We start from the raw sequence: 14,974 nt of genomic DNA on the forward strand, positions 1-14,974 counted from the left end.
GAGGATGTATGCAGAGAGTTGAAGTTTTGCAAGATGTTTTGATTCAAGCGGGAGAGGTTGACAAATATTACGGTGACAGTGTGCCGGTCAATCTTTGGCGCGCAAAGAACTTAAATAAGCCAGGGCTTGGTTTATTTGCTATGGTGGAAGAAGAGGAAAGACGCGCGGGAAATGTTCGCCCGCCAGATATCACTATTGAAAATGGTTGGGTCAAAGTAAGCAAAGCGCCCCGTGGCATCAGCACATTTGACAAGCCTGATGTGTTTGCCCGGGGGAAATGGGAGTATTACAAAATTCCGGCAGGCACTGTCTTGCCATTTGGGTTAGCAATTGTGAAGGATCGATTTAATCCTGTGCTTGGCGCAACCCACTATACAATTGCGCCCGCACATGATATGCCCCTGGAAAAATTTAAAGGCTTGCTGGATCAACTGGCGGTCCAATTGTTTGCAAAGGTCTCATAATGGAAATTGACAATTATTGGATTCCCACCCTGCTACAAACAGTAAGAGATGGAATCCGCTACAAAGAAGGGCTGTTGACAAGCGAAACCTTGCGAGACATTGAAGCACATGAAGAAGATCTGATGTTACGGGGTGATTTGATTGCTTACCTGGTAGAGCAATACAACAAGCACCAGGCAGATTTCAAATTCACCCCTGCGCAATTATTAGAAGGCAAAGAGTAAGGCATTGCCAGAGCAATCGCCTTCTTGCAACAAGTCAGCCGCAATTTTGCCGCCCTAATACCTTTTTGCGACAGCCTCCTGCGAGGGGAGAGAGGATGTACTAATCCGCCATCGTTTTTCAGTATGGTGGGCTTCATTTCTGCGCAACCATGCAAATCCCACCGCTCTGTTCCAGTACACCTTAAACCCCGATACAAATCTCAACCCGGCGCAACAAACTCCTCTGCAGCCTTGCCCAAAATATGGGCAGGCGCAGTGCTATAATCCGCGCTTTCCCGAAAACCCCAGCTTGTATGCCCGCCCTGAATTCCTTCTGCGCCCCCCCGTTTTGCGCCGCCATGCCGGAGGCCATATGTTGATGCCCTTACTGCGCGGCGTATGGGCTTATCGCGGCTTTGTGCTGGGCAGCGTCAAGCGCGAATTCCAGGTCAAATACCGCTATTCCCTGCTGGGTGCGTTGTGGGCCATCTTGCAGCCGCTGGCGCAGATTCTGGTGTACACCGTGGTGTTTTCACAGTTGATGCAAGCGCGCCTGCCCGGTGCGCAAAACAGCGCGTCTTACAGCATCTATCTGTGCGCCGGCATTCTGTCATGGGGCTTGTTTTCGGAAATCGCAACGCGCGCGCAAACGGTGTTTCTTGACCATGCGAATCTGATGAAGAAAATCAGCTTCCCGCGCTTTTGCCTGCCGGTGATTGTGGTCTTGAATGCCCTGCTCAACTTCAGCATCATCTTTACCCTGTTTACGCTCTATCTTCTGCTGAGCGGGAATTTTCCCGGCCTGGCTTATCTGGCGCTGTTCCCGGTGCTGGGCCTGGTCTGCCTGCTGGCCATCGGCCTGGGCATGCTGCTGGGTGTGCTGAATGTGTTTTTCCGCGATGTCGGACAATTTTTTTCCATCTTTATCCAATTCTGGTTTTGGCTGACGCCGATTGTGTATGCGCCGCAAATCCTGCCGGCGGAAGTGCGCGCATGGCTGGCGTATAACCCGATGGCGCATTTGCTCGGCGCCTGTCAGCAGATTGTGCTGGCGAATCAATGGCCGGATTGGCTGGCGCTGGCGCCGTCCGCCGGCTTTGCTCTGCTGTGCTGCATCGCCGGTCTGGCCCTGTTCCGCAAGCGCGCCGGCGAAATGGTTGATGAGTTGTAAGAGGCAAGGCATGGGCAAAATACTGGTTTCCAATCTGGGCAAGGCGTATAAGCAATACAGCAATCGCTGGGCCCGCCTGCTCGAATGGCTGACTCCCGGCCAGCGCATCTGGCATACGCAAAAATGGGTCTTGAAAGATGTCAGCTTTCGTGTCGATGCGGGCGAAGCGGTCGGTTTGATCGGCATCAACGGCGCCGGCAAAAGCACGCTCTTGAAATTAATCACCGGCGCCAGCCAACCCACCACCGGACATGTGCAATTTGAAGGGCGCGTCGCGGCCCTGCTCGAATTGGGCATGGGCTTTCACCCGGATTTCAATGGCCGCCAAAATGTCATGATGGCCGGCCAGTTGAGCGGCATGACGGTGGAAGAAATTGAAGCGCTGATGCCGGAAATCGAAGCCTTCGCTGAAATCGGCGACTATATCGAACAACCGGTGCGGGTGTATTCGAGCGGTATGCAAATGCGCCTGGCGTTCGCCATCGCCACCGCGAAACGCCCGGATATTCTGATTGTGGATGAAGCGCTTTCAGTGGGCGATGCGTATTTCCAGCACAAGAGTTTTGACCGCATCAAGCAATTCCGCGCCCAGGGCACCACCCTGCTGCTGGTGTCGCACGATAAACATGCAATTCAATCAGTCTGTGACCGCGCGATTTTGCTGGATAGCGGGCGGGTGGCGAAAGAAGGCGGGCCGGAAGAAATCATGGATTATTACAACGCCATGCTGTCCCAGCGCGAAGGGCAAAGCGTGAGCCAGGTGACACACGAAAGCGGCAAAGTGGCGACCATTTCCGGCACCGGCGAAGCCAGCGTGACAGAGATCGGCCTGTACGATCTGCAGGGCCAATTGCTGGAAACGGTGGATGTCGGCAGCACGCTGGAATTGCGCGTGAAAGCCGCGATCCGCGCGCCGATTCCGCGCCTGGTGCTGGGCTATATGATCAAAGACCGCCTGGGCCAGCCGATTTACGGCACCAACACCCACCTCAAAGACATGCCGCTGTATGACATGCAACCGGGACAGGAAGTGGAATTCCGCTTCCGTTTTGCCGCCAATCTCGGCCCCGGCAGTTACTCCATCGCCACCGCCCTGGTCAGCAGCGACACCCATTTGGATAACAATTATGAATGGCGCGATTTGGCGCTGGTGTTCAATGTGGTCAATCTGGCGCGCCCGCATTTTGTCGGCTGCGCCTGGCTTGATCCCGAAATCAGCATTTTGCGCAGCGAGTAATGCATTATGACCACGCAAGCCCCTTTTATTTCCTACGCTCAGAACGCCGAAGATGTCTTGCTGTGGCGCGCACTGGGACATATTCAACACGGTTTTTATATCGACGTCGGGGCCAATGATCCCGAGCACGATTCAGTCACCAAAGCGTTTTATCAGCGCGGCTGGCGCGGCCTGAATCTGGAGCCGCTGCCGCATTTTCATGCGGCGCTGCAAAGCGCCCGTCCACACGACATCAATCTGGCCATGGCGTGCGGCGCAGAAGCCGGCACGCTGACCTTGTACGATGTGCCGCAAATGCATGGCTGGGCCACGCTGGACGCTGACATCGCACAGCGTCATACCAGCGAAGGCTATCAAGTCAGCACCAGCATCACCCAAGTGCTGCCCTTGCGCCAAGTGTGCGCCGAGCATGTCAAGGATCAGATTCATTTTCTGAAAATCGATGTCGAAGGCTTTGAAGAACAAGTCTTGCTGGGCATGGATTTTCAGCGCTGGCGGCCCTGGGTGGTGGTGGTCGAAGCCACCCTGCCCAACAGTCGCGCCACCAATCATGAGAAATGGGAACATTTACTGACTGATTGCGACTACCGCTTTTGTTATTTTGACGGCCTGAACCGCTATTACCTCAGCGCCGAGCATGCGGAGCTGGCCCCCTTGCTGTCGGTGCAGGCGAATGTGTTCGACAATTTCCAAAGCGCGCATTTACACCATGCGCTGGAAATGTATGACAAGGCCATCGTCGATGTGCAAGCGTATGCCAAGCGCGTGAAAACCGTCGAAAGCCTGCTCGAAACCTATGGCGAACAAAGCCTGCTGGCGCTGCAACAGCGCGAAACGGCAGATGCGCGCGCCGACTATTTGCAATTACAGGCAGACCGCCTGCAAAGTCTGCAACAAAGCCTGGAAACGGAATTGGCGCAACAGCGCGCAATCGCCGCCAACGCCAGCCAATCGCTGCTGCAATTGCAACATGAAGCGCGCGCGATTCAGGAATGGGCGCACAACCTGGATCAGAATTCGCAAGTCCTGGGCGCGCAAATCGGACAGATGCAAGCCTCGCTTTCCTGGCGTTTGACCGCGCCCTTACGCCGGCTCATCGGCCTGTTGCGCAAGATGCGGCAATTGCAGCGGGAAGGCCAATTATTCCAGCGCCTGCTGGCCAGCGTGCAATTCCGGCTGCGCGCGCGCGCGCATGCGCAAGCCTTGCAAGACGGCGCCGCCCCGGCTTATCAGGCCGCGCCCGCAACCCCGCCACAAGCCAGCGCGCCGTCCCAATTGACGCCGCAAGCGCGCCAACTGTATGCCGATCTGGAGCGCGCTGCGCACCGCCTCCCGCCACAAGGAAAACCGTAATGCGTTTGCTGTTCGATCTCCAAGCCTGCCAGTTATCTGACGCCGCAGAATTGCAGCACATCATCGCCCTGTTGCAAGCGCTGCAGCAGAACGCTGCCGCCCAAGACTGGCAATGCTGCGCCCTGCTGAACCAGGGTTTGCCCAACTGGGTGCAAAAAGCCATGCGCGACAGCGCGCTCAACCTGCCGTTCTTCAGTTTTGAGCTGCCGCCGGCGCGCGACAACGCGGAATACAATGCCCTGGCGGCGCAGATTGTGCGCGATGATGTGATCCGCCAAAGCGACGCGGATTTGATTTACCAATTCTGGCGCGCCGACCACGCGCCGCAAGCACAATTGCCAAGCCGCCATGCGCAAAGCGGCATGCCGCCGCGTGTGCTGCATATTTTGCAAACGCTGCCGGCGGAACTGGGGACAGAAGATGGCGCGCATCACCGCCATCAACCGGATTGGCATTTCCAAACCCTGCCCTGGCTGAGCCAGGCGGCGGCGCTGGTGTGCGGCAATGCGCAAGATGCGGCGTATTTACGCAAGGCACTGCCGCACAGCCGGGTCTTGAGCCTGGCCCCGCCCTGCCTGCCGCAAACGCTGTCAGGCATTCAGGATGCGCCGCCGCGCCAGGCCCCGGCCAGCCCGCACCTGCTCTTGTTCGCAGCCGGCGCCAAGCCGCAGCAACAACGCATGTTATGGAGCGGCGTTTGCCAACAGCTGGCGCGCCATCCAGACTGGCAAGCCGTGCTGGCGGGCGCAGCCGATGCGCAAGAGCAGCAAAGACTGAGCGAAATCGCCAGCCGCAGCGGCTGCGCCGGGCAGTTGCAATTCGCCAGCCCGCACAGCGCACAGGAATGGCAGGCGCTGTTTGCGCAAAGCACGCTGGGCGTGCTGTGCACAGCCGCCCCGGTGCAAGCCGGATTGCACGCCGCCTTATGCGGCTTGCCGCTGGCGGTCAGCAGCCAGCATGCGCTCTCGCTATGGCCGGAATTTTGCCAATTCCAGGAACTTCCAGACCGGATTTGCACCGATTTGAACGAGCGCTTAGCGCAATTGCTGCAAACGGCATGCGCGCCGCCGGCCCCGGACAGGCTGCAGCAGAACGGATTGCCCGCCCTGCTCGAAGCGCTGCGCCAGATCATACAAACGCCGGCGCCGCTGCATGCGCCGCGCCGGCCGCGCCTGGCCTTTGTTTCGCCTTTGCCGCCGCTGCCGTCAGGGATTGCCGATTACAGCGCGGAATTAATCCCCGAATTGGCGCGCGATTTCGCGCTCGAATTGATTGTCGCGCAGCCCGAACTCAAACTGCCCTGGGGCCGCGACTTGCTGCCGCTGCGCGATTTGGCCTGGTTTGAAGCGCATGCCGACAGCTTCGACCACATTCTGTACCACCTCGGCAATTCGCCCATGCACAGCCATATGTTCAGCTTGCTGCAACGCCATCCCGGGGTAGTGGTGCTGCACGACTTTTATCTGGCCAATGTGCTGGACTATATGCACCACCAGCACATCACGCCGCATGCGTTTATGCGCGAGTTGTACGAGTCGCACGGCTACAGCGCGCTGCTGGAGCAAAGCAAGATCGGCGTGGTGCCCTCAATCTGGGCGTATCCCTGCAATAAGCGGGTGCTGGATGCGGCGCACGGCGTGATTGCGCACGCCGCGTTCCCGGCCCGCCTGGCGCAGCGCTGGTATGGCGCAGACTATGGCCGCGATTGGCAAGTGCTGCCGCTGTTGCGTGGCCGCGCGGATTTGCCGGACGCCGACTTGCCGCAAGCGCGCAGCGCTGCCCGCGCCACACTCGGCTTGCAGGAAGAGGATTATGTGGTCTGCAGTTTCGGCATGCTGGGACGCACCAAACACAATCTGCTGCTGTTGCAGGCGTTTGTGGCCAGCGCGCTGGCCAGCGCTGCGCAATGCCATCTGGTGTTTGTCGGCGCGAATGAGGGCGGCGAATATGGCCGCAGCATGCTGGAGCAAATCCAGGCCGCCGGTCTTGGCGCGCGCATCCGCATCACCGGCTTTGTTGACGCCGCCGCCTATCGCCAATGGCTGCTGGCGGCGGATTGTGCGGTGCAATTGCGCATAGACTCGCGCGGCGAAACCTCGGCAGCCGTGCTTGACTGCCTGCTGTACGGCGCGCCCACCATCGTGAATGCGCATGGTTCGCTGGCCGAATTGCCGTCGCACACGGTGCGCCAATTGCCTGATTTGTGCACGGCGGAAGATTTGCGCGATGCGCTGGAAAATTTGTGGCGCAACCCGGCGGCCCGCGCCGAACTGCGCCAGGCCGGACTGGCGCATATCGCCAGCCAGCACGCGCCCGGCATCGTCGGACAAGCCTACCGCCAGGCGCTGGAGCATTTCGCCAATCACGGCAAGCAACAGCGCCGGCGCGGTCTGCTGCACAGCATCGCCCATCTGGCGCAGGAATTCCCGCAGGAAATTGAGGCTGGCGCCTTGATCAATCTGGCGCAAAGTCTGGCCGATAATCAAGCCGCCAGCGCGCCGCGCCGCCTGCTGGTCGATCTCTCGGCCATGGTGCAAACCGATTTGAAGACTGGAATTCAGCGCGTGGTGCGCAGCATTTTGTTAGCCTTGCTGGCGGATTGCCCGCCCGGCTGGCGCATCGAACCGGTGTACAGCGAAGGCCGTAACCAGCCTTACCGCCACGCGCACCGCTATATGCAACAATGGCTGGGACATGACAGCCTGGGCCTGGATGACGCCCCGGTGCAAAGCCTGGCCGGCGATATTTTTCTGGGCCTGGATTTATTCATGCACGGCAGCACGCAAAACGAGCCGCAATTGCAAGCGATGCGCCGGCGCGGCGTGCAGATTGTGTTTGTGGTGTATGACATTTTGCCGCTGCTGCTGCCAGATCGCTTCCCGTCCGGTGCGGCGGAGGATTTCGGCGCCTGGCTGCAGATGGCGGGACGCAACAGCGACGCTTTGCTGTGCATCTCGCGCGCGGTGGCGGATGAAGTGCATGCCTGGTTCACCCACACCCCGCCGAAACGCGCGCCGCAGGATGCGCCGCTGCAACTCGGCTGGTTCCATCTGGGCGCAGATCTGGACGCCAGCGCCCCCAGCCAGGGCTTGCCGGAGAATGCCGCAGCGTTATTAGCGCAGATTCAGGCGCGCCCGGCGTTTTTGATGGTCGGCACAGTCGAGCCGCGCAAGGGCCACGCAATGGCGCTGCAGGCTTTTGAGCTGCTCTGGGCCAGGGGCGTGGACGTGAATCTGGTGATCGTCGGCAAACAGGGTTGGATGGTGGACGCTTTATGCCAGCGCCTGCAAACACATGCCGAGCTGGGCCGCCGCCTGTTCTGGCTGCAAGGCATGTCAGATGAAATGCTGGGCAAGGTGTATGCCGCCAGCAAAGTTCTGCTCGCCAATTCAGAAGGCGAGGGCTTTGGCCTGCCGCTGATCGAAGCTGCGCAACACGGCTTGCCGGTGCTGGCGCGCAATTTGCCGGTGTTCGTCGAAGTCATGACTGAGCATGCGCAGTTTTTCCAAGGCGGCGCAAGCGAGTTGGCGCAAGCCGCGCAAGACTGGCTGGCGCTGGATGCAGCCGGCGCTGCGCCGCAATCCAACGCCATGCGCTGGCTGAATTGGCGCGAAAGCGCGCAGCAACTGCGCCAGGCGCTGCTGGAAGGCGCCTGGTATCGCAGTTGGCAAGCGCCGCAATAAATCCGCTTTGCCAAGGCGCCGGCGCAGAAGATAAAGCGCGCCGGCGCCGCCCCGCCCGGCTATAATCGCGGTACTTTCCCAACTCTGAACACGACTCATGAATGGCGCGCAACAATTCGGCCCGCAACGCAATGTGCTGGGCGTGGTAGGCTGGTCCGGCAGTGGCAAAACCAGCTTGCTGGAACAATTGCTCAGCCTGCTGTGCGCACAAGGCTTGACCGTGCATGCGATCAAGCACAGCCATCATGATTTTTCACTCGAACCCGAACACAAAGACAGCGCCCGCCTGCGCCGCGCCGGCGCAACACAGGTCTTGCTCAGCTCGCCCTATCGCTGGGCGCTGGTGCATGAGCTGCGCGGCGCGCCCGAACCGGATTTGGCGCAACAATTGGCGCGCCTGGCGCCGGCGGATCTGGTGCTGGTCGAAGGCTTCAAATTCGCCCCCATCAAACGTCTCGAAGTGCACCGCCCGGCGCTGGGCAAGCCGGCCCTGTATCTGGAAGATGAACACATTATCGGCGTCGCCAGCGATGCGCCAGCCGGGCCGGCGGCGCGCGCGCAGCAACCCGATTGGCTGGATTTGAATCAAGCCGCACAGATTGCCGCCTGGGTGCACGCCAAGTTGGCGCAAGGTTTGCTGCGCTGGCCGGAGGAAATGCAAGATGTTGCGTAATGTGCTGCCGGCCAAAAGTCTGGGCGGCAAAATCGTCGCCGCCCTGCTTGGCGTCTTGCTGTTAGCGCTGCTGGCCATCAGCACCACCCTGCTGCTGTCCTGGCAATTGGAAGGCGCATCCGCCGCCATCAATGAAAGCGGCCGGCTGCGCATGCATGGCTATCAGCTCAGCCTGCGCGCCGAACGCATCCGCAACGAGCACAATAATCAGGCCGAACGGTTTGTCTTGCAGCAGGAAATCAAAACCATTGACCACGTTTTCACCCTGCTCTCACGCGGCGACCCGCAACGCCCGCTGTACCTGCCATCGGAATTGGAAATCCGCCAGCAATTCATCACCGCACAACAGCAATGGCTGAACACCATCCGCCCGGCGGTGGAAGCGCTGCTGCATGGCGACCCCAAGACGGTGCATCAATCAACCCAGGTGATCAGCACCGACATTCCCTTGTTTGTGCAAAACATTGAAAAGCTGGTGCGCCTGATTGAAAAAGACAGCGAACAGCGCGCCTCCTGGCTGCGCAGCTCGCAACTGGCCCTGATCACGCTCTCCCTGGCCGGCACCGTGGCCCTGATTTATCTGATGTTTGTCTTGATCATTGACCCGGTCAAACATCTGCAGGAAGGCATGCAAAAAATGAGCGAGCAGGCTTTCGATGTGCGCCTGCAAGTCGAATCGGATGATGAATTCGGCGAAGTCACCGCCGGCTTTAACCGCATGGCCGACCGCCTCTCCGATCTCTACAACGGCCTGGAACAAAGGGTGGCGGCCAAAACCCTGGAACTGGAAACGCAAAACCGCGAATTGGCGCTGCTGTATGAATGCGCCAGTTTTTTGCAGCAGCCTTTGAAAATGGAAGGTTTATGCGAAGGTTTTCTCGACCGCATCCGCCAATATTTCGGCGCGGATGGCGGCTCAGTGCGGGTGCTTGATCCGGTGCATGGCAATTTGCATATGCTGGTGCATCATGGCATTTCAGCGGATTTGGTGAATGCGGAACACTGTTTGAAAGTCGGCGATTGCCTGTGCGGCGAAGCGGTGGCGGAAAAAGTGATTGTGATCCACGATTTGAACAAAATGGATCAAAAACACCACTTGCAATGCCACAAAGAAGGCTTCGCCTCGGTTTCCGTGTTCCAGATTCACGCCAGCAAACTGCATCTGGGTTTTTTCAATTTGCATTTCCGCACCACCAAGACCTTCAGCAAGAGCGAAGTGACCTTGCTCGACACGCTGGGCCAGCTCTTGGGCGTGGCGTTGCAAAACATCCGCCTGGCCACACGCGAACGCGCGCTGGCGATTTCAGAAGAGCGCAATCTGGTGGCGCAGGGCCTGCATGACAGCATTGCGCAAGGTTTGAATTTCCTCAACATCCAGGTGCAAATGCTGGAAGATTCCCTGACCAAGGGCAAGCTGGATGAGGTTGCCGAAATCGCCCCGCAATTGCGCGCCGGCATTGCCGAAAGCTATGAAGATGTGCGCGAACTGCTGCAAAACTTCCGCAGCCGCTTAGCCGAAGGTTCGCTGGCGCGCTCGCTGGAAAACACCTGTGAAAAATTCCGCCGCCAGACCGGCATCGAAATTGATTTCCAGGCTGACAGCGAAGGCGCGCCGCTGCCACGCGAACACCAATTGCAAATTCTGTTCATCTTGCAAGAAGCCTTGTCGAATATCCGCAAGCACGCCATGGCCGCGCATATCCGCGTGCGCTTTGCCGACCGCCAGGATATCGAACTCACCGTGACAGATGACGGCGTAGGCTTTGATCTGGCTGAATTGCAGCAAAAAGGCGAAACCCATGTCGGCTTGAAAATCATGCGTGAACGCGCCCAGCGCATCGGCGCGGATTTCACCCTCGAATCCCAACCCGGCGCCGGCGCCACCGTGCGCATGCGCCTGTCGCGCGAACAACGCGCCGCCGCATAAATCCACCATTCGGAACCATTATGAGTGAAGAAGCAGAAAAAATTTCCGTGCTGTTAGTCGATGACCACACCCTGTTCCGCAGCGGCATACGCTTCCTGCTGCAACGGCATGCCGATTTTCAGGTGGTGGGCGAAGCGGCGGACGGCGTGGAGGGCGTGAAACGCGCCAAGCAGCTCAACCCGGACGTGGTGCTGCTGGACTTGCATATGCCCGGCATTTCCGGTCTGGAAACGCTGCAAATGCTGCTGCAAGACAGGCCGCAAGCCACGGTCTTGATGCTGACCGTTTCTGAAGACGCGGAAGATCTGTCCGCCGCCTTGCAAGCCGGCGCGCGCGGCTATCTGATCAAAAACATTGACGCCGATTATCTGGTGCGCGCGATCCGCCGCGCCGCCGCCGGCGAGGCGGTCGTGGCGGAAGCCATGACCGCCAAGCTGGTGGCCCAGCTCAAAGGCGGCGCGCCGGCGCGCACAGAAAACAGCAGCGGGCTGGACAAACTGACCCCGCGCGAACGCGAAATTCTGATCTGTCTGGCGCGCGGCGAAAGCAATAAAGTGATCGCGCGCAATCTGTCGGTGGCCGAAAGCACGGTCAAAATCCATGTGCAAAACGTGTTGAAGAAGCTGCATTTGTCCAGCCGCGTGCAAGCCGCAGTGTTCGCCGTTGAACATGGTTTGGATAAATTGCAAGCACATTGACGACTGATCAAACTATGTTGCCAGATGACAACATCACAGATTTCAGTCGTATGCATGCAGAAACCATAAACGGAATACAGTTAGCGTGACTGCGCTAACTGTATTCAATTCCCGGTAAAACCATTTCATCCTGCAATCATTTGCGACGATTTTTTCAGCAGCAGATTTGCCTTGGCGCAAGATTTCTGCTGGGGAATGTTGTTAAGATTGCGGTAAAAATTTGTTTCGCTTCCAAATAAGAACTGCTTTTCCGGAAATAAGCGTATAGAATAGTGTACCTGCCTAAATAATGCACCGGTATGCCTTCCAGTAGTATCTCGGTAAAAATCAAAAGTTTCTACCAGTGGCTGAATGAGCCTGCCGGGCACACAACGAAAGCGGAAAAAAGGCGGGTTTTTTTGAAACTGGAAGCCATACCCGGCGCAGTCTTTGAGCACCGCTTGCAACGGGAGTGGTAATTAATATGGGAGTATTACTGGATGATTGACAAGAAATCTTTTCCCGGCCAGGAAACAGCGGAAAGTACCGGCTTTTTGCTCTGGCAAGTGACCTCGATCTGGCAACGCAATGTCGCTGCCGTTCTGCGTGGCCACGAACTCACCCAAGTCCAATTTGCTTTGCTGGCCAGCTTGATGTGGCTGGAAGACAAAGAGGAATGGGTTACTCAAGCGATGCTGGCGCGCCATGCCAAGCTTGATGAAATGATGACTTCCCAAGTGCTGCGTTCCTTGGAAGGCCGCAAATTGCTGGAGCGTCACCCCCACCCCCACGACACCCGCGCCAAGCATTTGGTGCTGACCTCTTCGGGTCGCGAAAAAGCCAAAGCAGCGCTGCCTGATGTGGAGCGTGTGGATTTGGAATACTTTTCCATCCTGGCTGACAGCCGTCCCAATTTCAATCAATCCCTGCAAGATCTGATCGACAAAGGCGGTTGCCACGGCTGATGGCGCTGGCGACAGGCCAGGCCTGTCGCCCTTCCCCCTCCCGATCTGCGCGCTTTGCTGTACTTCCCCTGCGCCCCCTCTCAACAGCACGTTTTTTCTTCAACCCCTTCAGCTTTTCCCTGCATTCTGTTATCCGGATTCTGCGGCAAGATAGCGCTTGTCTGCAGTTCATCGCAGCGTTCTTGCGCCACCCGGCGCGAGCCGCCACACTGCAAACATGGCGCAGATGGCGCAAACCTTCAGGAGCGGATATGAATCAGGACAGTTTCAGGCAGCAAGTCAAAATGCTGTTGCGTGAGAGTTTCAAGGCGGGCGGCTATTTCGCCCGGCGCGGCTTTAACCGCGTGCAAAAAATGAGCGGCGTGCAAATGCTGGCCTGCGCCGCCTTGCTGGTGCTGGCGATTGCGCTCTTGCATCTGGCGCTGTTTATTTTCATCGTGTTCAGCATCTTCAAACTGGCCGTGCTGGTCAGCGTCTGGGCCGGGCGCAAACCCGCCGCGCAGCGCAGCAGGGCACAGGCCTACAGCGCGCCGCAGCGCGATCCCAACCCGACCGATGTGCTGCCGCAGCGTCTGCTGAAATAAGCAAATCAGGCTGCCGGAGCCTGGTCTTGCTGGAGCGCCGTAATGATGGCGCTGCGCTCCAGCGTGGGAGCGAATTCGCAAATGAAATCCAGCGCATAGCTGCGCAACCAGGCGCCGCGCCGCACCGCCAGCCGCGTCACATTCGGCGCAAACAAATGCCCGGCCTCAATCGCGCGCAAACTGCCTTCTTTTTGCGTAATCGCCATGCTGGCGACAATCCCCACTCCCATCTCCAATTGCACATATTGCTGAATCACATCCGAATCCATCGCCGTCAGCACAATATCCGGTTTCAGTCCGGCGGCAGCAAACGCCTCGTCAATATGGCCGCGCCCGGTAAACCCGCTGTCATACGTGATCAAGGGCCATTGCGCCAAATCTTCCAGCCGCAAAGGCGTTTGTTTGAGCAAGGGATGGCCTTGCGGCGCCACCACCACATGGCTCCAGCGATAGCATGGGAAGGACAGCAATTCGCCGAATTCTCTCAAGCCCTCGGTGGCGATGCCGATATCGGCCTTGCCTGAAATCACCCATTCCGCAATATGTTCCGGCGCGCTTTGCTGCAAAGCGATGCGGACATCCGGGAAGCTGCGGCGAAAACTCTGCACCACTTGCGGCAACACATAGCGCGCCTGGGTATGGGTGGTGGCAATGGTCAAAGCGCCACTGGTTTTGCCGGCAAAATCCTGACTGGCGCGCTGCAGATTTTCCGCCTGCACCAGGAGCTTTTCGATGATTTGCAAAATCCCCTTGCCCGGCTCACTCAAGCCCGTCAAACGCTTGCCGTGGCGCTCAAAAATATCGACGCCCAATTCTTCTTCCAAATCACGGATCTGCCGGCTGACGCCAGGCTGCGAGGTGAATAAAACCTGGGCCACTTCTGTCAAATTAAAACCGCGCCGCGCGGCTTCGCGCACGGAGCGCAATTGTTGAAAATTCATAGATATCCACCATTTCTGCACGCGGCATGCGTGCGTCCCTTGATTAAGTTGTTGTGTTGTAAAACACTTGCATGCGACGTGGCTTGAGCAGCAAACGCGCGACCATGCCGCCAAACTGCCGCTGCTCAAGTCCAAAATCCCTTTGTGCACACGGCCATGAAACAGATTCACATTGCGTACACAAAAGGCGAAGGCGGATGTCTATACACTTGCTGCGGCGCGCCGCATTGCTCGATCCTGCCATAATTCATCAACACCACCTGGTCAGCCACTTCCAGGGCTTCTTCCTGATCATGCGTAACAAAGATGCTGGCGAGGTGCAATTCCTCCTGTAAGCGGCGCAATTCAATATCGTAAGCCAGCTAAAACACAGCGCGCACAAGGCCCGCATGGTGCGTGAAAGATGCTTGATTGATGTGCTCAATGGATTCCTGCCGCTGTGAATGCAAGCAGAATAAAGGAATCCCTTAAAATACAAAACGAATGATTTATCCCATCTTTATTATGAAATCGCATAACGCTGCTCAGTCGCCAAGCGCTTGAAAACGCATGGGCAGCAGGCAGATGCGGTGCAGCCAATCGACGTAAGGTGAATGATCGGCCTGCCCATGCCGGCAAACCGCTTGCAACCAATGCGCGCAGGCGCTCGCCTCTGGCGCGTGATACACCCCGCAATGCGGATCAAACATGAAAAAACCTTCCTCCAGATGCGCCATGGCCAACAAGTGCCGCACGCTGCCGCTGCGGTCGTACAAGGCCAGCATCACACCGCTGCCCATTGCACAGGCATAGCCGGCGCAGGCGCAATCAGCCAGCGTAACTTGCTGCGTCTGTCCCAATATCGCTTGCCGGCCAAGGCTGTGCGGTAACGGCGCGCATGGCGCCAGCGAATGCATGCTGATCACAAACGTGGTGCGGGTCAGGGTGGCGCGTAACCAGTCCAGCGCCAGCATGCCGCTCACGCCATGCCCATGCAGCATGGGGCTGTGGCGCTGCGCGGCAGCGGGCCATGCAAACGGGGTGCGCAAACTGAACCAGGGATTCGCCTCTAAGGTTTCCATGTTCTTCTCCTTGCTTGATCGTGGGCATAGTCTGC

General features: G+C 58.2%; 13 protein-coding genes and 1 pseudogene. 11 read left to right on the forward strand and 3 right to left on the reverse strand.

The window, feature by feature from the left end; genetic code table 11:
- Positions 1 to 8 precede the first annotated feature (8 nt).
- The 11 genes from V8J88_RS19760 (at position 9) to V8J88_RS19810 (ending at position 12,937) form a co-directional block, all read left to right on the forward strand.
- Positions 9 to 464 (forward strand): hypothetical protein, encoded by a 456-nt coding sequence (locus V8J88_RS19760; RefSeq protein ID WP_338845956.1) that lies wholly within the window; start codon positions 9 to 11, stop codon positions 462 to 464.
- Entirely contained in the window at positions 464 to 688 is a 225-nt protein-coding gene (locus V8J88_RS19765; protein WP_338845957.1) for a hypothetical protein, read from the forward strand. The genes V8J88_RS19760 and V8J88_RS19765 overlap by 1 nt, the downstream gene beginning before the upstream one ends.
- Positions 689 to 1,040: 352 nt before the next feature.
- Complete coding sequence (locus V8J88_RS19770; protein WP_338845958.1) at positions 1,041 to 1,838, forward strand: ABC transporter permease; 798 nt, start codon at positions 1,041 to 1,043, stop codon at positions 1,836 to 1,838.
- Between the two features lie 10 nt (positions 1,839 to 1,848).
- Positions 1,849 to 3,075 carry an ABC transporter ATP-binding protein gene (locus V8J88_RS19775; protein ID WP_338845959.1) on the forward strand — a complete coding sequence of 409 codons (1,227 nt, stop codon included), beginning with the start codon at positions 1,849 to 1,851 and terminating at the stop codon, positions 3,073 to 3,075.
- A 6-nt stretch (positions 3,076 to 3,081) separates the two neighbouring features.
- Entirely contained in the window at positions 3,082 to 4,428 is a 1,347-nt protein-coding gene (locus V8J88_RS19780) for an FkbM family methyltransferase (protein WP_338845960.1), read from the forward strand.
- Positions 4,428 to 8,111: a glycosyltransferase gene (locus V8J88_RS19785; protein ID WP_338845962.1), complete on the forward strand. Its 3,684-nt coding sequence runs from the start codon at positions 4,428 to 4,430 to the stop codon at positions 8,109 to 8,111. The genes V8J88_RS19780 and V8J88_RS19785 overlap by 1 nt, the downstream gene beginning before the upstream one ends.
- 97 nt (positions 8,112 to 8,208) lie before the next feature.
- Positions 8,209 to 8,784 carry a molybdopterin-guanine dinucleotide biosynthesis protein B gene (mobB, locus tag V8J88_RS19790; protein WP_338845964.1) on the forward strand — a complete coding sequence of 192 codons (576 nt, stop codon included), beginning with the start codon at positions 8,209 to 8,211 and terminating at the stop codon, positions 8,782 to 8,784.
- Entirely contained in the window at positions 8,774 to 10,711 is a 1,938-nt protein-coding gene (locus V8J88_RS19795) for a type IV pili methyl-accepting chemotaxis transducer N-terminal domain-containing protein (protein WP_338845966.1), read from the forward strand. Before mobB ends, V8J88_RS19795 begins: the two co-directional genes overlap by 11 nt.
- Before the next feature lie 20 nt (positions 10,712 to 10,731).
- The gene (locus V8J88_RS19800; RefSeq protein WP_338845967.1) at positions 10,732 to 11,409 is read left to right on the forward strand and encodes a response regulator; all 678 of its coding nucleotides are present in this window, start codon (positions 10,732 to 10,734) and stop codon (positions 11,407 to 11,409) included.
- A gap of 479 nt (positions 11,410 to 11,888) precedes the next feature.
- Complete coding sequence (locus tag V8J88_RS19805; protein WP_338845969.1) at positions 11,889 to 12,353, forward strand: MarR family winged helix-turn-helix transcriptional regulator; 465 nt, start codon at positions 11,889 to 11,891, stop codon at positions 12,351 to 12,353.
- Between the two features lie 251 nt (positions 12,354 to 12,604).
- Positions 12,605 to 12,937, forward strand: coding sequence for a hypothetical protein (locus tag V8J88_RS19810; RefSeq protein WP_338845970.1), 333 nt, complete (start codon positions 12,605 to 12,607; stop codon positions 12,935 to 12,937).
- Between the two features lie 5 nt (positions 12,938 to 12,942).
- On the opposite strand, the gene V8J88_RS19815 is transcribed toward V8J88_RS19810, so the two are convergent.
- The 3 genes and pseudogenes from V8J88_RS19815 to V8J88_RS19825 all read right to left on the reverse strand — a co-directional run bounded on the left by V8J88_RS19815 (position 12,943) and on the right by V8J88_RS19825 (position 14,939).
- Positions 12,943 to 13,878, reverse strand: a complete 936-nt coding sequence (locus V8J88_RS19815; protein ID WP_338849939.1) for a CysB family HTH-type transcriptional regulator — start codon at positions 13,876 to 13,878, stop codon at positions 12,943 to 12,945.
- A gap of 129 nt (positions 13,879 to 14,007) precedes the next feature.
- A pseudogene (locus tag V8J88_RS19820) lies at positions 14,008 to 14,222 on the reverse strand (sulfate ABC transporter ATP-binding protein); the annotation flags it as partial.
- 180 nt (positions 14,223 to 14,402) lie between these two features.
- Positions 14,403 to 14,939, reverse strand: coding sequence for a hypothetical protein (locus tag V8J88_RS19825; RefSeq protein ID WP_338845971.1), 537 nt, complete (start codon positions 14,937 to 14,939; stop codon positions 14,403 to 14,405).
- Positions 14,940 to 14,974 lie beyond the last annotated feature (35 nt).

Origin of the sequence: Massilia sp. W12 (genome assembly GCF_037300705.1) — a bacterium.
Classification (GTDB): Bacteria; Pseudomonadota; Gammaproteobacteria; order Burkholderiales; family Burkholderiaceae_D; genus JACPVY01.